General features: G+C 66.2%; 17 protein-coding genes. 11 read left to right on the forward strand and 6 right to left on the reverse strand.

All coding sequences use genetic code 11. From position 1 onward, the window contains the following. The first annotated feature begins 22 nt into the window (after nt 1-22). Both BN2694_RS04620 and BN2694_RS04625 read left to right on the forward strand, forming a co-directional pair. Entirely contained in the window at nt 23-1,225 is a 1,203-nt protein-coding gene (locus BN2694_RS04620) for a tRNA sulfurtransferase (RefSeq protein ID WP_135663054.1), read from the forward strand. A 52-nt stretch (nt 1,226-1,277) separates the two neighbouring features. Continuing rightward, nucleotides 1,278-1,907, forward strand: a complete 630-nt coding sequence (locus BN2694_RS04625; protein ID WP_135663056.1) for a DUF5804 family protein — start codon at nt 1,278-1,280, stop codon at nt 1,905-1,907. Between the two features lie 87 nt (nt 1,908-1,994). Here BN2694_RS04625 and BN2694_RS04630 read toward each other — a convergent pair whose 3' ends face one another. The 4 genes from BN2694_RS04630 to BN2694_RS04645 form a co-directional block, all read right to left on the reverse strand. Further along, nucleotides 1,995-2,600, reverse strand: coding sequence for a permease (locus BN2694_RS04630; RefSeq protein ID WP_135663058.1), 606 nt, complete (start codon nt 2,598-2,600; stop codon nt 1,995-1,997). Next, nucleotides 2,597-3,109: a hypothetical protein gene (locus tag BN2694_RS04635; protein ID WP_135663060.1), complete on the reverse strand. Its 513-nt coding sequence runs from the start codon at nt 3,107-3,109 to the stop codon at nt 2,597-2,599. The genes BN2694_RS04630 and BN2694_RS04635 overlap by 4 nt, the downstream gene beginning before the upstream one ends. A gap of 48 nt (nt 3,110-3,157) precedes the next feature. Next, nucleotides 3,158-4,456: a response regulator gene (locus BN2694_RS04640; protein WP_135663062.1), complete on the reverse strand. Its 1,299-nt coding sequence runs from the start codon at nt 4,454-4,456 to the stop codon at nt 3,158-3,160. Nucleotides 4,457-4,538: 82 nt separating this feature from the next. Further along, complete coding sequence (locus tag BN2694_RS04645) at nt 4,539-5,450, reverse strand: PLP-dependent cysteine synthase family protein (RefSeq protein ID WP_135663064.1); 912 nt, start codon at nt 5,448-5,450, stop codon at nt 4,539-4,541. A gap of 135 nt (nt 5,451-5,585) precedes the next feature. Here BN2694_RS04645 and BN2694_RS04650 point away from each other — a divergent pair, with 135 nt between their 5' ends. Next, on the forward strand, nt 5,586-5,960 hold the full coding sequence (locus BN2694_RS04650; protein ID WP_135663066.1) for a thioredoxin family protein: 375 nt from the start codon (nt 5,586-5,588) through the stop codon (nt 5,958-5,960). 15 nt (nt 5,961-5,975) lie between these two features. Here the strand turns inward: BN2694_RS04650 and BN2694_RS04655 are convergent, their stop codons facing one another. Further along, a complete protein-coding gene (locus tag BN2694_RS04655) occupies nt 5,976-8,177 on the reverse strand; it encodes a thioredoxin domain-containing protein (RefSeq protein ID WP_135663068.1) in 2,202 nt (733 codons plus the stop codon). Between the two features lie 99 nt (nt 8,178-8,276). Between BN2694_RS04655 and purD the strand changes: the two genes are divergently transcribed. From purD to BN2694_RS04695, 8 genes are all read left to right on the forward strand, one after another. Next, nucleotides 8,277-9,569, forward strand: a complete 1,293-nt coding sequence (purD, locus tag BN2694_RS04660) for a phosphoribosylamine--glycine ligase (RefSeq protein ID WP_135663070.1) — start codon at nt 8,277-8,279, stop codon at nt 9,567-9,569. 182 nt (nt 9,570-9,751) lie between these two features. Further along, the gene (gene cbiT / locus BN2694_RS04665) at nt 9,752-10,306 is read left to right on the forward strand and encodes a precorrin-6Y C5,15-methyltransferase (decarboxylating) subunit CbiT (RefSeq protein ID WP_135663072.1); all 555 of its coding nucleotides are present in this window, start codon (nt 9,752-9,754) and stop codon (nt 10,304-10,306) included. Beyond that, nucleotides 10,303-10,950, forward strand: coding sequence for a cobalt-factor II C(20)-methyltransferase (locus tag BN2694_RS04670; RefSeq protein WP_135663075.1), 648 nt, complete (start codon nt 10,303-10,305; stop codon nt 10,948-10,950). The genes cbiT and BN2694_RS04670 overlap by 4 nt, the downstream gene beginning before the upstream one ends. Then, nucleotides 10,947-11,747 (forward strand): cobalt-precorrin-4/precorrin-4 C(11)-methyltransferase, encoded by an 801-nt coding sequence (locus BN2694_RS04675; RefSeq protein WP_135663078.1) that lies wholly within the window; start codon nt 10,947-10,949, stop codon nt 11,745-11,747. Before BN2694_RS04670 ends, BN2694_RS04675 begins: the two co-directional genes overlap by 4 nt. Then, entirely contained in the window at nt 11,744-12,661 is a 918-nt protein-coding gene (gene cbiG / locus BN2694_RS04680) for a cobalt-precorrin 5A hydrolase (RefSeq protein WP_135663080.1), read from the forward strand. The genes BN2694_RS04675 and cbiG overlap by 4 nt, the downstream gene beginning before the upstream one ends. After that, a complete protein-coding gene (locus tag BN2694_RS04685; protein WP_135663082.1) occupies nt 12,658-13,551 on the forward strand; it encodes a precorrin-3B C(17)-methyltransferase in 894 nt (297 codons plus the stop codon). The genes cbiG and BN2694_RS04685 overlap by 4 nt, the downstream gene beginning before the upstream one ends. Then, nucleotides 13,541-14,389, forward strand: coding sequence for a precorrin-3B C(17)-methyltransferase (gene cobJ, locus BN2694_RS04690; protein WP_244605359.1), 849 nt, complete (start codon nt 13,541-13,543; stop codon nt 14,387-14,389). The genes BN2694_RS04685 and cobJ overlap by 11 nt, the downstream gene beginning before the upstream one ends. 7 nt (nt 14,390-14,396) lie before the next feature. Beyond that, entirely contained in the window at nt 14,397-15,422 is a 1,026-nt protein-coding gene (locus BN2694_RS04695; protein WP_135663086.1) for a CbiX/SirB N-terminal domain-containing protein, read from the forward strand. Nucleotides 15,423-15,435: 13 nt separating this feature from the next. Here the strand turns inward: BN2694_RS04695 and BN2694_RS04700 are convergent, their stop codons facing one another. Next, the gene (locus BN2694_RS04700; protein WP_135663088.1) at nt 15,436-17,667 is read right to left on the reverse strand and encodes a VWA domain-containing protein; all 2,232 of its coding nucleotides are present in this window, start codon (nt 17,665-17,667) and stop codon (nt 15,436-15,438) included. Nucleotides 17,668-17,698: the final 31 nt, after the last annotated feature.

Here is a 17,698-nt window from a genome sequence, read left to right on the forward strand (position 1 = left end):
CGCCCATCGAATACGGAAGGCTATGCATCCCCCGGGAGCCGACGTGGTCGTTGTCCGACACGGCGAAGTCGGCGTCAAGAGCGACCAGGTGCGGATGAAAATGGAGTTCCAGCTACAGGAGAACCTCAACGCGCTCCTCGCCGATCGCGATCTCACGGGGGACACCGGTTGTGAGCGCAATCGGCTGTACGTGCGGACGACAGAGGACAATGTTGAGGCGGCCACAGACGCCGCGACGGACGCTCCCGGCGTCGTCTCGGCCAGTCCCGCACGGTCGGTCGAACCATCAATGGAAGCGATCACCGAGACGCTCGAAGCGACCACCAGAGAATGCTACGACGGCGGCCCCTTCGCCGTTCGAGCCAGACGGGCCGGCGGCGACGAGATCCACGAGTTCACCAGCCGAGACATCGAGGAGCGAGGGGGATCGGCGATCTGGAACGCGATCGAAGCTATGGGGGAGACGCCGACGGTCGATCTCGACGATCCGGCGTTCACGGTCTATGTCGAGGCGCGTCCCGACGAGGCGTTCGTCTTCCTCGAGAAGCGCTCGGGACCGGGTGGTCTCCCGCTGGGCACCCAGGAGCCACTTGTGGCGCTGATCAGCGGCGGGATCGACTCGCCGGTGGCGGCCTGGCAGGCGATGACTCGGGGGGCACCGATCCTGCCAGTGTACGTCGATCTCGGCCCGTACGGCGGACCGGACCATCGCGCCCGGGCGGAAGCGGCCGTCCGCCAGCTGGCCCGGCACGCACCGAACTTCGACCTCGATCTGCGGGTGATCGACGGGAGCGAGGCTGTCGAACGACTCGTGACGGAGACAGCGGACACCCGGATGCTCTCCCTGCGCCGGTTCATGTACCGGGCCGCCGAGACAGTCGCCCGCGAGGAGGGGGCGGTCGGAATCGTCACCGGCGAGGCGATCGGCCAGAAGTCAAGCCAGACGACGGCCAACCTTGCGGCGACGGACGCCGTCACGGATCTGCCGATCCACCGGCCGCTGGTGACGATGGACAAGACCGCTGTCACCGAGCAGGCGCGGACCCTCGAGACGTACGACGACGCGACTGTCCCCGCCGGGTGCAACCGGATCGCACCCGACAACCCCGAGACACGGGGCGATCCAGCGGCCGTCCGGGCCGCCGAGCCGGACGAGTTGCTCGAACTGGCCGAGCGGGTGGCCGCCGAGCCCGAACGCGTCGAGCCGCCACGGGTCGACCACTGAGAGGAGGCGTGGACGGAACGGTTTTTGTCCCGGGCGTCCCGAGTCGAACTCGATGACTCGCGTCTGTCTACTGGGATCGGAGAACGTACGGCTCAGACAGACGCTTCTCTCCCACGAGACCGCCCGCGAGGCGTTGCGGACGTACGACCTCTCGGAACCGTTTCACAACGCGGTCGGCCTCGAGACGGTGAGCCTCGGCGCGGCGGTCGCGCTGCTGAACGATCTCAATTGGTATCTCGTCCGGTACGCCGATGCCGCGCTGGTCCGGGAACCCAGCGTCAGCGAGTCCGAGTGGCTCTCCCGAGACCTCGCCACCGCGATCCGGGACGACCGCGTGGCGCCCGCCGAGTCCGACCGCTATCTGAAAGTCTACGGCGTCCAACCGGCCGGGGATAGTTCGGACGAGGCCGGCGACGACGACCCGTCCGCAGGGCCAAAGTCGGGGCCGCCGGACGAAAGCGAGAGGACCACGTCCGACGGAGGGGGTCCCGAATCGCCGGAGAGAGCGGGAAGCGAGCCGGGAGACGCAAAAAACCAAGCACTCGGGCGGAGTGTGGGCTTGCCGGAACTCGTCGAACCGATGTACGTCACGCGGACCGAGGGGTCGGTTCCGGCGTACGATCTCCGGGACGTCGAAGAGACGGTCGTCGTACGCGTCACCGAAGACGAGTTCTCCAGGTGACCGGTCTCTGTATCTCTCGATGGCCGGTCATCCGCAACTTCCGGTGATCGGTCGTCTGTGTCGTCAGAAGGGTAGTCGTCTGTCTCTTCAGTCGTCAAACGAGAGGAGGCGTCCGCCGATGGTGGTCTGTGCCGCGGCGTACAGCGACAGCCCCACGACGACCGTGACGAGGACGGCGATGACGAGCCGGGCGGCGATTATCCACGTCTCGAAGAAGACGAGACCGAACGGAACCCGGCCGAGGCCGATCACGCTGTAACCCACAAGCATCGCCAGCATGGCGGGATAGCTCGCGCCGCGGTCGGCGACGCCGCGGACGATCGGGTAGACGGCGTAGGGACCGCCGGGGAGTGCCCCGCCGATCAGGCCCGCGAGGACGACGCCGCGAGCACCGGCGGCTTCGCCGAGCCAGTCGGCCAGCGCGTCGGGAGACAGAAGCGTCTCCAGGGCACTTGCGATCAGCAGCGACGCGAGGATGAGTGTGAACATATGGGTGAACGTCCCGAGCCCGGACGCGGCCGATTGGCGCGCCGCCTCGAGGTCGGTGAGCGCCAGCCAGCCGTACAGCGCAATCGCGCCCAGGACGACCACCCGCTGGTTCCACTGGCCCCCCAGGAGGACGTCAACGACGTCGCCGACCGTCGTCTGCCGGACGCGGCGTCGAACCCCGTCGACGATGTCTCCGGCAGTCATAGCAGCAGATACACCCCCACCGACACTGCGACCGTCGTCGGGATCGCGATCCCAAGTCGGAGCGCGACCGTCTTCACATCGAAAAACACCAGGCCGTAGGGGACGCGCCCCAGCCCGATGGCCCCGTAGCCGACGAGCATCGCGATCGCGGCGGCCGCACCCGCACCGGCGGCCACGACACCGCTGACGATCGGGTAGACGGCGTAGGGGCCGCCGGGTAGCATCCCGCCGATCAAGCCCGCGAGAACACTCCCACCGACGCCGGCGGCCTCGCCAAGGGCGTGCCGGATCGCCGATGCGGACACGAGCGTCTGGATCGCCGCGGCGAGGGCGAGGGCGGCAAGGATGAGCGAGAACATCCGACCGAACAACCGGAGCCCGTTGCCTACGGCTGCTTTGGCGTCGTCCGGCCGCGTGAGGAACAGATACGCGTACAGCACGACCGCACCCAGGACGACAACCCGCTGGCCGGGGCCGCTACCGATCAGGAGATCGAGTGTCGAAGGCATCGACAGCAATTCGTCGTGCGGACAGGAAAGCAGCACGAATTACCGCCTTCAGCGATCTGTCCGGGGGTCGATCGGCGTCCGGCGTGCGCGTTGCTGGTCAGCCTGGGGAATCTCCTGAATCACACCGTCGAAGTACCGCTCGTCGCCATCCTCAGTCAGAAGTCCGGTCACGGATGCTCGGAACGAGTCGCCCGAGAGCGTCTCGAGTTCGAGTTCGATATCTTGGACGATTCCCTCGCGTTCGAGCGCCGTGACGAACTGCTCTCGGTCGTCGGGATCGGCGTAAAGTTCGCGAAACGGGCGGCCCAAGAGGTCCTCGGCGTCCTCAGCGTCGAACAGATCGACGAGCGCTGGATTGACTTCGAGTAGGGCCCCATCCGGCAAGGGGGAATTTCGATAGACGCCGACGGGGAGGTTCGCAATGATACGTTCGTTCCGGCGAAACCGATCGTGTAGTTCCGCCCGATAGATCGCGTGCGAGAGATCCTCGCCGATCTCTGCCAGCAGCGCACGCTCTTCGGCGTCGAAGGCGTCGGTCTCGTTCGTGAACAGACAAAGGACGCCGTAGTCGCTGCCGTCGTACGTGATCGGGATGGCGGCGGTCGCGTCGTACCCCTGTTCGAACAGCGCGCGTTCCCGCTCGGATACCGGTGCGTGCCCGTCAATCGTCACCATCGCGATCTCACTGTTCTCGAGAGCTACGTCGACAGGGCAAGCAGCCGCCAGATCCGCGGCGTTCTCCTCGACACTCTCGAAGGTCCCCTCCTCCACGCGAGCGCGTATGTCGAACGCCGCCGAGCCGGCGGGAGTGAGGATACAGGCCTGCCGATAGGGGTCGGCACTCGCGAGGATCTCACAGACGCGGTGTTCGAGTGCCTCCCGATCCTCGGCCCGGACCAGCGACCGATTGACGTCCCGAAGAATCCCACGTATTCGATCGAGTGTCTCTGCCCGTTTGCCCGCCCGATATTTCTCGACGGCGTTTGTTACCCGGTTTACCAGCAAATCATAGCAGTCCTCACCGGTCCCTTTCTGGAGGTAGTCAGTCACACCGCGGGCGATCGCCTCGCTTGCGACCTCCTCGCTCCCCTTGCCCGTGAACAGGATAAATGGGAGGTCTGGGTGGCCCTCCCTGACGGCCTCGAGGAATTCGAGGCCGTCCATATCAGGCATATCGTAATCGCTGACGATACAGTCGACCGCCGAGGTGGACACCTCCTCGAGTGCACGTCTGGGGTCGGTCGCCGTCGTGACCTCGAAGGAGTCCGTGTCCCGTCGGAGGTTCGCCGCCGTCAGCGCCACCAAGTCCGAATCGTCGTCGACACAGAGAACGGAAACGGGGTCCATCGCTGACTGAGGGGACGACGCCAGCTACCATAACGATACGCGTCGATTTACGCTGCGAGAAAAAGGCACGCTGGCAGTCGATTCACCCGTCGAACAGCCCGGTCGAGAGATAGCGTTCGCCGCTGTCCCAGAAGACGGTCACGACCAGCGGCGGCTCCTGGGCGCCGGGGTCGGCCAGCTCCGCGGCGACGTCGCGGGCGATCACGCCCATCGCGCCGCTGGACTGGCCGACGAGCAGCCCCTCTTTGCGAGCCAGACGACGACACTCCGCCTCGGCGTCCTCAATGTCGATCGTCCGCACCTCGTCGATCATGCTGCGATCGAGGTTCTCGCTCACGAAGCCCGGTCCCATCCCCTGGAAATCATCAGACCCCGACTCGCCGGTCGAGAGGACAGCGTTGTCGGACGGCTCGACAGCAATCACGTCCATCTCGGGGAACGTCTCCCGGAGGCGGCGGGCCGTCCCGCTGATCGTCCCCCCCGTGCCCACACCGGCGACGAACGCGTCGATCGTCCGATCGCCGATCTGTTCGAGGATCTCGACGCCCGTTGTCTCGTAGTGGGCCTGTGGGTTGGCGGGGTTCTCGAACTGCCGGAGCTGGATCATTCCGTGCTCCGCCTCGAGTTCGTCGGCCCGATCGCGGGCGTCGCTCATATCTCCGGTGACGAGTTCGAGGTCCGCGCCATAGGCTTGCATGAGTTGCCGGCGCTCGACAGACATGTCCTCGGGCATGACGATCGTCACGTCGTATCCTTTCGCGGCGGCCACAAGCGAGATGCCGATGCCAGTGTTGCCGCTGGTGGGCTCGACGAGTCGATCGCCAGCTTCGAGGTCACCCTCGCGTTCGGCGGCCTCGATCATTCCCAGCGCGGGGCGATCCTTCGCTGACCCGCCGGGATTGAATGCCTCGACTTTCGCGGCGACCGTGACGCCCGGCTGGGAGCCGATCTCGACCAACGGAGTCCCGATGGTATCGAGAATGCTGTCGTCCATTACCCGGCGGTTCGCCGGCCAGGAGTAAACACCCGACGGTCACCGGCAGGTCGTGCCGCTGTCGAAGGGCGCGTCGATCCCGCAGTACTTCCCGAGAACGGCGCGGTTAAACCCGCTGGAAGTCTACCTTGAGGCATGCCACTCGAGACGATGGAACCGAATCCGGTCTGGAGCGCTGACGCCCACGAGGAAACCGTCGAGATCCTCCGTGGGTTCGACGACGTGACGTACAAGGTCTGGGGTGGGGACTGGTGTGGGGACTGCCGATCGCTACTTCCCGATTTCGGCGCGGCACTCGATGCCGCCGACGTATCCGAGAACCACATCGAACACTACCCACTCGATCAGGACAAGCAAGGAGAAGGCGTCGCAGAATACGGGATCGAGTACATCCCGACGGTCGTCGTCGAACGCGACGGGGAAGAAATCGCCCGCTTCGTCGAGGACGAGGGCGAACCGATCGCCGTCTACCTGGCGAGGCAACTCGAATCGGTCGACGCATCGGTCTGATCACGCCGCGAGTTTTCAGGCCCCGGCGTCGAACCACGCGAGCGCTTCTTCGACATCAGTCAATGGGCGCGAGCAGGTGAACTCCCGACAGGCGTAGACCGTCGGCTCGCCGTCCTTTGTTGCCCGGTCGGCGAATATCGGCGGTGCGGACTCGATATTCAGCGTCTCGAGCCACGCATCCAGTCCCCCATCGGTCGGTGGTCGGCGTGCGAGGATCCGACTGGGAAGGAACGTTCGCCCGATGCGTTCGCGCCACGATTGGGGCACAGCGTCGGCGGCGATGGTCAATTCGCTCGCCCCACTGCCCGCGTGATCGGCCGCAAGTGCCAGCGAGGCGTGCTGAAGCGGATCCGCCGCGATCGCATCGTGATGGGTCGAGAGAACGGAACGGGCGACCGAGTCGAACCGGTCGTGGGGGACGAACGCCGACAGCGACAACAGTACGTCCACGGCGACGCCGGCACTCGACGGTGTCGAGCGATCGGTCACCTCTTGGGGCCTGGCGAGTAGATCTGTCTCGCCGGCTTCCGTGAAGTACAGCGTGCCAGCCCCCTCGTCGAAGAACCGCGCTTCGATCTCGCGAGCGAGGTCCAACGCGAACGCGAGATGGTCCGGGTCGCCAGTCGCCTGGTAGCAATCGAAAGCGCCCCTGGCGAGGAACGCGTAGTCCTCCAGGTAGCCGTCGATCCGTACGTCGCCGTCGGCGTAGCGACGTTTGAGCAGGCCCGCCTCGGCGTCCCAGAGGTGCTCGCGGACGAACGCGAGTGCGTCGACGGCGCGGTCGGCCAGCTCCGCATCGAGCGCGAGCGAACCCTCCGCCAGTGCCGAGATCGCCAGCCCGTTCCAGCCCGCGAGGATCTTCTCGTCTCTGGCCGGCCGGGGGCGCTCGCCACGCGCCGCGAACAACTGCTTGCGTGCCCGTTCGAGACGGTCGTCGATCTCGGCTTCGTCCAGACCGGAGGTCGCCGCAAGTTCTTCCAGTTCGGCGCTGATGGTCAACACCGTCCGTCCGTCCTCGAAGTTACCATCCTCGGTGATCCCGTATCGTTCCAGAGCGAGCCAAGCAGTTGTCTCGTCGTCGACGGCATCCCGGACCGCTTCGGGCGTCCAGACGTAGAACGTTCCCTCCTCACCTTCGCTACGGGCGTCGAGCGTGCTGTAGAACGCGCCGTCGGGGTGGCCGAGTTCCCGATCGAGAAACTCGAAAGTCTCCCGTGCGACGCGAGCGTAGCGCTCGTTGCCGGTCGCCCGGTAGCCTTCGACGAGTGCCCGCGGGATCTCGGCGTTGTCGTAGAGCATCTTCTCGAAGTGTGGGACCGTCCAGGACCGATCGGTCGCATAACGGTGGAACCCCCCGCCGACATGATCGTAGAGGCCGCCAGAGACCATCGCGTCGAGCGTCTCCGTCAGAACTGTGCGGTACGTCTCGGCATCCACGTCCGCGTCCCCACTCTCTTTGAGTTCGCTCCCCGCAATCCCGTCGAGATCGACGTCGCTTCCGGCATCGCCGCTGGCCCCGTCCAGGCGGGCGTCGGCCCCCAACAGGAGGTGGAGCCGTCCCGGCTGGGGAAACTTCGGTCCGCCGCGCCCGAACCCGCCGTGCTCGCGGTCGGCCTGACGCACTGCCGACTGTGCGGCCGTTTCGAGGAGTTGCCCGTCTGGGCTGTCAGTGATCTCGGACGGACTGTCTGGAGTGCCCTCCAGACGCCCGGCGACCGCGTCGGCCCACTGCTCGGCCCGTTCCTCGACGGTCTCGCGATCGTTCTCCCAGGTCTCGTTGAGGTCTTCGAGTAACTGCTCGAACCCTGGCCGGCCTCCCTGGGGTTCCCGTGGGAAGTACGTCCCCACGTAGAACGGGCGACGATCGGGCGTCAGCCACACCGACAGCGGCCAGCCACCCTGTTGGCCAAGGAGTTGGGCCAGCGTCTGGTAGATCCGGTCGACATCCGGCCGTTCCTCACGGTCGACTTTGATCGGGACGAAGTGTTCGTTGAGGGTCTCGGCGACCGCGGGGTCCGAGAAGCTCTCTTCGGCCATGACGTGACACCAGTGACACGACGAATAACCGATCGACAAGAAGATCGGTCGGTCCTCGCGTTCTGCGGCCGCGAGGGCGTCGTCGTCCCAGGGCTGCCAATCGACGGGGTTGTCGGCGTGCTGGCGGAGGTAGGGACTTCCCTCCGCGTCGAGACGGTTGTCTTCGAGTGGGTTGCTCATGGCCCCCGTCGGGTCGCCAGGGGTTTACCCGTGGCGTCGGCGGCGAGACTCGCACGCCCAAAAGCAACCTTTACACTCCCCTGGCGAGGGTGTTCTCCCATGACCGAAACGGTACTGCTGATCGGGGGCGGCGGCCGTGAGCACGCGATCGCTCGCGCGCTCGACGATTCGGACTGCTCGCTGTACGCCGCCGCGGGCAACCGCAATCCCGGGATCGCCCGCCTGGCCGATGGGTTTGAGACACTGGACGCGACCAACCCACAGGCCGTCACAACCTATGCCAACGAAGTCGACGCCACGCTCGCCATCGTCGGCCCGGAAGCCCCCCTCGAAGCGGGCGTCGCCGACGCGCTGGACGACGCCGGTGTCTACGCGTTCGGTCCCCAGGCCGAGGAGGCCCGTATCGAGACGGACAAGGGCTTCCAGCGGCGGTTTATGGACCGCAACGACATCTCGGGCTGTCCGGATTTCGAGGAATTCACCGACAGTGAGGCTGCCTGCGAATACATCGACGAATATGACGGCGATCTGGTCGTCAAACCCGCCGGCCTCACAGGCGGGAAGGGCGTCCGCGTCATCGGCGATCAAGTGACTGCCACAGAAGCCAAGGCGTACATCCGCGACTCCGAGTACGACCGTATGGTTCTGGAGGAACGCCTCATCGGCGAGGAGTTCACCGTTCAGGCGCTCGTCGCGAACGGCGAAATCCGGGTCACCCCCGCCGTCCAGGACCACAAACGCGCCTACGAGGGCGACGAGGGACCCAACACTGGCGGCATGGGGTCCTACAGCGATTCTGAGCTCGAACTGCCGTTCATGGACCGCGAGGACTACCTGGAAGCCGTCGATATCCTCGAAGCCACCGTCGACGCACTGGACGGGTACAAAGGCGTCCTCTACGGTCAGTTCATGCTCACTGCCGATGGCGTGAAGGTAGTCGAGTTCAACGCCCGCTTTGGCGATCCCGAGGCGATGAACACCCTCCCCGTCATGGAAACCGACCTGCTTGACGTCCTCGTCGCGGCACGGGACGGCAAGTCGCTCCCACAACTCCAGTTCCAGTCCCGGGCGACCGTCTGTAAGTACGCAGTACCCGATGGCTACCCGACCGATCCCGAATCCGGCGCGAAGGTCGGAATTTCGCCCGAGAACGCCGGCGACGCACTGCTGTATTACGCTAGCGTCGACGAACGGGATGACGGCATTTACACGACGACTTCCCGCTCGTTCGCGGTCGTCGGTCTCGCCGATTCCATCACTGACGCCGAACAGATTGCGACCGACGCGCTCGAAAGCGCCGGCACCGAGGGGCTGCGCGTCCGCTGGGACATCGGCACGCCCGAACTGGTCCAGTCACGGATCGACCACATGGACGAACTGCGCTCCGAGTAGCGACCTCACTGGCCCGGTAATTCTCCCGGACGCTTTGCACTCACAGTTACACTCTCGGACAGCATAGTGTCTGCTCTTGCAGTGACGAACGGAGGGAGACGGTCCAATCCGCCACACGAGAAGGTTGAGTTGTACTACATCAAACGATATTGTTTTCAGCGACGGGACGCAGGCCACCCACAATGGGACGCATCTCACTCCCGGAGTCGACTGCCCCGGGTCCAACGAAACCGGAAGTTCGGGCGCTAGTGCTGTGGGCGCTCGATCTCCGGCCGAGCGATCACGTCGTGGATGTGGGGGCCGGAACCGGCGCGGTGTCAATCGAGGCTGTCGGGACCGCCGATCGAGTGACTGCCGTCGAACGTGATCCGGAACGTGTCGAAGCGATCCGGACGAATCTGGCGGCCAACGACTGTGAATCCTCGGTGACAGTCACTCGGGCGACCGCCCCGGACGGACTCCCCGAGTCATCGGATGCCGTGTTCGTCGGTGGGACGCGCAATCTAGATGCCGTTCTGGACTGGGTAGCGACGGCGGGGCCGCGGGTCGTCGTCCTCAACGCGGCCCGGCTCGAAACGGCCGTCCGTGCGATCGACGGATTCCGGTCCCGTTCGTTCGATCCCGAAGTCCGTCGCGTCTCGATCGGCCGGGGATCGTCGCTGGCGGGCGAGACGGCGATCGAACCCGAACGACCAGTGTACGTAATCAGCGGCCACCCCGGCCAGGAGGCAGCGTGACACTCTACGGCGTCGGGCTCGGCCCGGGCGATCCTGCGCTGATAACCGTTCGAGGCCGGGAGATCGTGACGGGGGCGACGACCGTGTTTACCCCGGGCGATATTGCCGAGTGTCTCGTCGATCCCTATACGGAGCGCACCGAACGCCTGACGTTCCCGATGACAGACGATCAGGCGGCACTCGAAGCCGCCTGGGAAGATGCGGCCGCAAGGGTTGCCGAGGTCGCTCGCGAGGACGACGCCGCCTTCGTCACGGTCGGCGACCCGAAGATCTACGCCACGTTCGGCCACCTCGAACGCGCACTCGCCGACTATCCCGCCGTCGAGGTCCGGACTGTGCCTGGCGTGAGCGTCGTCACGGCGTTCACGACGGCACTCGACGTGAAAATCGACGAGGGATCGCTCACCGTGTGCGAGGCCGCCGCCGGGATTCCGTCCGACCGTCCCGAACAGTTGCTGCTGTTGAAAGTCACCGACGTCGCCGAAACGCACGACACACTGACCGAGGCGGGCTATACAGTGACCTACGGCCGACGGCTGTTCATGGACGACGCGACGATCACGACCGACCCGGACGCGCTGGCGGACAGCGATTACTTCACGGTCGCCTACGCGGAGCGTGCCGACGGAGGACGGTCGCCGTGAGTGGACTCCCGTGGGCCGAGTCGGACGCCATCCCCTTCGTCGGTGCCGGACCCGGCCACCCGAAGCTCGTGACTGTCGCCGGTCGAAAGGCACTCGAGGAGGCCGACCTCGTCGTCCACGCCGGCTCGCTGGTCAACAGTGAGATTCTCGACGCCTACGCCCCCGAGGCAGACCGCATCGACAGCGCGGGGACGGACCTCGAAACGCTAGTCTCGGAGATGACGCATGCCTACGAGGACGGTCTGAACGTCGTCCGCCTGCACAGTGGTGATCCGGCGATATTCGGGGCGGCGCTCGAACAGATCGACATGCTGGCCGAGCGGGGCGTCCCGGCGTACGTGATCCCCGGCGTCACCGCCGCCTTCGCCGCGAGCGCGACGCTCGGGACCCAACTCACGCTGCCGAACGTCGCAAATCACGTCGCGTTCACCCGCCCACAGGGACGAACGCTCGACGCTTCCGACGAGCACGTCAGCGAGTTCGTCGAGATGGGCGACGTGACGACGGCCGTCTACCTGGGAACCCACGCGATCGACGCGACGATGGATCGACTGCTGGAGGCGGGAGTGGACGCCGAGACGCCCGTGGCGGTCATCTATCACGCCTCGTGGCCGGACGAGGACGTGTTGCTGGGGACGGTCGGGGACATCGCGGGAAAGGTTGAGACGGCCGGCTACGAGTCAAGCGCGCTGGTGATCGTCGGCGAGGCGGTGACCGGCGGCGAGTACGAGCGATCGTTCCTCTACGACGGCTGGGCAGATGAGGAAGACGGGACCACGGAGAGTGATCGCTCGTGAGTGGCGAGGCGTGCGTCGATTCCGTCGCCGTGGTCTCGTTCGAACGTGAGCACTCGACGGCTGAGCAGCTCGCCGAGACTCTCAGGAACGACCGCCGGACCGTCGAGGTCAGCACATACGACGATGGGGTCTTCGAGCAGGTCTGGGACCGGGACGGCATCGTGGCGTTGATGGCGAGCGGGATCGTCGTCCGAAAGATCGCGCCGCTGCTTGCCGACAAATGGGCTGATCCGGCCGTGGTGGCGGTCGACGCGGAACGGACCTGGGCGATCCCGCTCGTGGGCGGCCATCACGGGGCCAACCGGCTGGCCGAGGAACTCGCGTCCGCCGGTCCCGTCCCGACGGTGACGACGGCGACCGACGCGGCCGGCCAGCAGGGAGTCGAGACCCGCGCGGCTGCACTCGGGGCCTCGATCGAGACTCCCGACTCGACGGTGGCGACGAACCTGGCTGTTCGGGACGGTGCTCTCGGCCCGATCGAGCGCCTCGACGGGCCGCGGGCGGTTCTCGTCGAGGAGGACGTGACGGTACTCAAACGGACTGACGCTGCCGAGGTCGTGATCGGGACTGGCTGTCGGGCAGGGACCGACGCCGAGACCTGTCGGCAAGCCTGGCTGGACACCCTCGAAGCGACCGGCCGGGATCGCTCGGACATCGAATTCGTCGCGACGGGGGAACTGAAAGCGGACGAGCCTGGCCTCCTGGAGGCCGCCGCGTCGCTTGACCTCGGTGTCGTCGCCTTCGAGAAGGAGACCCTCGAACGGTTCGATGGCCCCTCAGAATCGCGAGCACGGGAGTTGCTCGACTGGCCCGGCATCGCCGAGGCGAGTGCCATCGCGGGCGGACGGACCCACGAGTTACTGGCGCCGAAGCGGACGTTCGAGGACCGCGTTACGGTGGCGGTAGGACGATGACCGACTGGCCAACGGCCGCACACGTCGCCCGTCCCGACCCGCCGCAAGAAGAGGATACGCCCGACGGTCGCCTCGTCGTCGTCGGCATGGGACCGGGGTCGCCGGCGCATCTGACGCGGGCCGCTCGCAACGCGATCCAGACGGCCGACGCTGTCTACGCCGCCCCCCTGTATCAGCGATTTCTGCAGCAGGACGGACTGCTCGGTGGCGAAACGGATCAGCCGGACAGTGGACCAGTCGTCATCGACTCCGCACGCCGGGACCGCAAACGCCAGGCAGCGGCGACGTTCGACCGCGTGCGTGACGGTGAGACAGTCGTTCACGTCTCGGGCGGGGACCCGGCGGTCTTCGGCAAATCAGACCTGCTTGTCACGCTGGCCGAGACCGAGGCCGACGGCGAGATACCGATCGAAGTCCTGCCCGGCGTCACGGCGGCGCTGGGCGGGGCGGCACTGCTCGGGGCACCGCTGTCGAACGACTTTTGTGCGCTCTCGCTGTCGACGGCTCGACGCGACTGGAAGGCGATCGATCAGAAACTCGAAGCCGCCGCCGGGGCCGGGTTCGTGATCGCGCTGTACAACGTCGCTCGCTCACTGGACTCGGCCCTGAATACCATCGGAACCCACCGCTCGGATTCAGTTCCGGTCGCAGTACTCGAAGACGTGGCCCGGGGTAAGCGGGGTCGCTCGCCGACGGGAGAGACGGTCACGATCACGACGCTGGCGGCGGCCCGTGACGAATGCGCTCCCGAAACGGTCGGGACGCTCGTCATCGTCGGGACCGAGGACTCCCGGGTCCTGCGCCCCGCCAACGGGGGCCGGCCGTTCCTGGTCACGCCGCGGGACGGTTCCGCCCCGTTCACCGATGGAGGTGGCGACGATGGAACCTGAAACTGCCCCCGAGCGCGACACAGACGGACGTTCCGCCGGGATCGACACCGACGCCGACAGTATCGTCGAGGGGTCCCTCGCGGCGGTGGGACTCGGGCCGGGTCACGATGCAGGGATGACGATCCGGGCCAGAGAAACCCTCGAAGCAGTCGATCAGATCGTGGGCTACGAGACCTACGTCGAGTTGCTCCCCGAGTCGGTGCGCCGGAGTGCCGACGCGGTCCACGCGACAGGGATGGGCACCGAGGTCTCCCGAACGGAGACCGCCGTCGATCGGGCTCTCGACGGGGCGTCGGTCGCCCTCGTCGCGAGCGGCGACCCGAACGTTTATGCGCTGGGTGGTCTCGTTCTCGAAATCCTCGAATCACGGGAGATTCACCCCGACCGTATCGACTTCGAGGTTGTGCCGGGCGTCCCGGCGGCACAGTCCTCGGCAGCACGGCTCGGCGCTCCACTCGTCACCGACACCGTGTCGATCAGCCTCTCGGATCACCTCACCCCGCTGTCCGATATCGAATCGCGGCTGCGAGCGGTCGCCCCGACGGGAATGGTCGTCGTTCTCTACAATCCCTGGAGTCCCAACAGAGCACAGAATTTCCAGCTGGCCTGTGACATACTCTCGGCCCACCGGGACCCGGAGACGCCAGTCGGGATCGTCCGCGGGGCCGGCCGAGCGGACGAACGAACGCACGTCACCGACCTCGAAACGCTTCCGGAACTGGGTGAATCAGATCTTCTCGATATGACGTCGACGATCGTCGTCGGCACCGAACGAACGCGCGTCTGGGGCGACCGGCTGCTCACCCCCAGAGGCTACGAACGGAAATACGACTACTGAGACACACATGACGACGGACACACCGGTTGTACTCGCCGGACACGGTTCTCGACGCGAGGCATCGAACGATCAAGTGCGGGCGGTCGCGGCCGCCCTCGAAGCCCAGCTGGACGAACGGGTAGCACCGGCGTTCATCGAACTTGCCGAACCACACATTCACGATCGGATCGCGGAGCTGGCCCCGGACGCCGAGTCGATCACCGTTGTACCGCTCGCGCTGTTCGCCGCCGGGCACGTCAAAGACGAGGTACCGCTCGTCGTCCAGTATGCCAGACAGCGATTCCCCGACGTGGAGTTTGCGTACGGCTCGAACCTGGGCGTTCGCCCGGAGTTGGTCGAGATCGTCGCCGACCGGATCGACGCTGCCGAGGCCGAACTGGCCGCCGATCGCCACGATGACGACGTGGCGGTCGTCTTCGTCGGTCGCGGATCCAGCGACCCGAACGCGAACGCCGACGCCTATCGGCTCGCCCGGTTCATCCAGGAGGGCAGAGCCTTCAGCCGGGTCGAACCGACGTTTATCGGGGTCACTGAACCCCAACTCGACCGAACACTCCGTGAGGTCGCCCGCCACGACCCCGACGCCACGATCGTCGCCCCGTATATGCTCGGCGACGGTGTTCTCACACAGCGAGTCCGCGAGGAGGTCGAGGAGTTCGACGAGTTACACCCGGGGATCGAAGCGACCACAACGGACGTCTTGGGCGTCGACGAACGACTCATTCGTGCGCTCGAATACCGGGTGCAGGAGGCACGAACCGGTACCGTCTCGATGCCCTGTGACACGTGTACACACAAAGTCTCGTTTGCCGATTACGATTCGGGGGTCGACGGCGAAACGGCCTTCGCCGAGGCGTTAGAGCACACGCTGGCACACGTCAGTGACGCTCACGACCATGGTCACAACCACGGCGACATAGGTGGGCGCGATCACGAGCACGACCACGGACAGGCCGACGCTCACGACCATGGTCACGATGGGACAGCAACGCACGAGCACGACCACAGCCACGACGGACCGCGCTCGGGATGACCCAGGCGCGGCCTTACTCTCTGGCAGATCGGGACGCAGACTGCACTGACTCGGTGGAAAGGTTTTCCAGCGAAATCGTCCGCCCGTCGGCGGCCTCCGCGAGATCCGCAGTCACCGTTGCCCGGTCGTCCGGCTGGCTAGCATCGACGACCAGGACCTCGTCGGCGGATTCGGCGAGGTCTGTGGCAGCCGTGCGGGTCGCCGCCGTCGGCCGTCCGGCGGCGACGTTCGGCCGACCGTCGGTCACGACGACGGCCACGCTCGCGGCAGGGTCGGCCCGGTCGATCACCTCACGGGCCGTCGTCAGTCCGTCGGGCAGTGGCGTCCGATCACCGGTCGGCAGTTCCTTGAGGTGACGGGCCGCGAGTGAGACGCTGTCCGTCGGCGGGAGGAGGACGGTCGCTTCCTCGCCCGCGAAGGCGACGAACGCGACCTCGTCGCGCTCTCGATAGCTCTCTTTCAACAGTTCGAGGACGGTCCCTTTCGCGGCCTCCATCGCCGACCGCATCGACGCGCTCGCGTCGACGACGAAGACCACCAGTGCTGTCGCCGACCCGGACCGGACCGACTGCCGGAGGTCCTGGCGCTGGATGTCGGCCCGCCCACGCTTTGCGCTCTGCCTGATCGTCGCGGCCGTGTCGACGTTGTCGGGTGAGTCAACCGGCTCCGTGCGAACGCGGGGACCGACCGCGTCGGCGTCGGGTTTGGCCTCGATGCGGCCGGTGTCGACAGCTGATGTAGGCGTCTCGTCGTCGATACCCAATCCGGGGGTGCCGTCTGTTTCGACCGGCGTCACGCTTTCGGCAGATGCCGGACGAGCAGTTCGATCGCCCGCTGAATCCCCCGACCAGTCGCCGTCCGTCCCTTTTGACTGCTCGCCGTCCGCGGTATCCGACTGAGTTCCGTCTCTGGAGCTATCGTCCGACTCAGCTCGTGCGTCCTCCCTCTCACCGATTTCGGCCGGGACCTCCGCGGTGTCTGTGCCGGATCGGTCCTGTTCGGTCGTGGATTCCGTTTCCGAGCGATCGGTTTCTGCTGGTCCGCCTGCCGTAGCCGTTGAATGGTCGCGGTCGGGTCCGGTACCGTCAGCGTCGGCGGGCGTATCCGTCCCGTCGACCGTCCTGCTCGCTTCTGATTCGGAGTTGTTGGCCGAACCCCCGGCCTGGGACTGTTCTCGTCCTCCTTCCCTGTCGGCTTCGTCCGTTTCCTCGGTATCGTCACCCGACTCGGCGGCCGACTCGTCGAAATGCTCCGCCAGCAGGTCCTCGATGGGTTCGGTCTCCTCGAAGGGGCGACTTCGCAGTCGGTGGGGGAGCGCGTACCCGAGGGCTTCCCGGACGTCACGTTCAGTTACGTTCCGACGGCCATCCAGTGCCGCGAAGGTCCGGGCGGTGCGAGCCGCGGCGATATCGCCACGGTGGCCGTCCACGCCAGCGTCGACACAGACCTCGGCGATCGTCGCGGCCAGGTCACGCCGCAATGAGACGTCGTCGAGCGCCTCCCGCGCAGTGGTGATCGTCCGACGCAATTGGTCGAGTTTAGCGGAGTCGTCCGAGTCAGACTCGGTCTCCCGGGAGCGGTCGAGCGCCGATTCGACGATCGTTACCCGTTCGTCGATATCTTGGGCCCCCGTGACCTCGACCTGGATGGCGAAGCGATCACGGAGTTGTGGACGGATGTCCCCCTCTTCGGGGTTCATCGTGCCGATCAAGGTGAACTCGGCCGGGTGCGTCTCGCTCATTCCATCACGCTCGACGCGATTGACACCGCTGGCGGCAGCATCCAGCAATACGTCGACTAAGTGATCGTCTAGAAGGTTCACCTCGTCGACGTACAGCACGCCGCGATTAGCCCGGGCGAGTAGCCCCGGTTCGAACGTCGGCTCCCCATCCAGTGCGTCAGAGAGCGACAGCGATCCGACGACCCGCTCGCGGGTCGCCCCCAACGGGACCGTGACCAGGGGGACGGGACGGGTCTCGACAGGCGGGTTCTCCCGGCCCCGACAGGAGTCACATTGACGGGCCGGTTCGTCCGGCGGACAGCCGTATGGACAATCCGCGATCACCCGCTGGTTGGGGAGCAAATCGACCAGTCCCCGCACCGCCGTCGACTTTGCCGTCCCTTTCTCGCCCCGTATCAACAGCCCGTCGAGGGCGTCGTTGACAGCCACCGCGAGCAACGCCCGCTTGAGACGCTCCTGGCCCACGATGTCCGGGAACGGGACGGCGGATCGAAATCCAACCATACTTGGGGTAATCCAATGGTACTATAATAAG

This window comes from Halorhabdus rudnickae, assembly GCF_900880625.1.
Classification (GTDB): Archaea; Halobacteriota; Halobacteria; order Halobacteriales; family Haloarculaceae; genus Halorhabdus; species Halorhabdus rudnickae.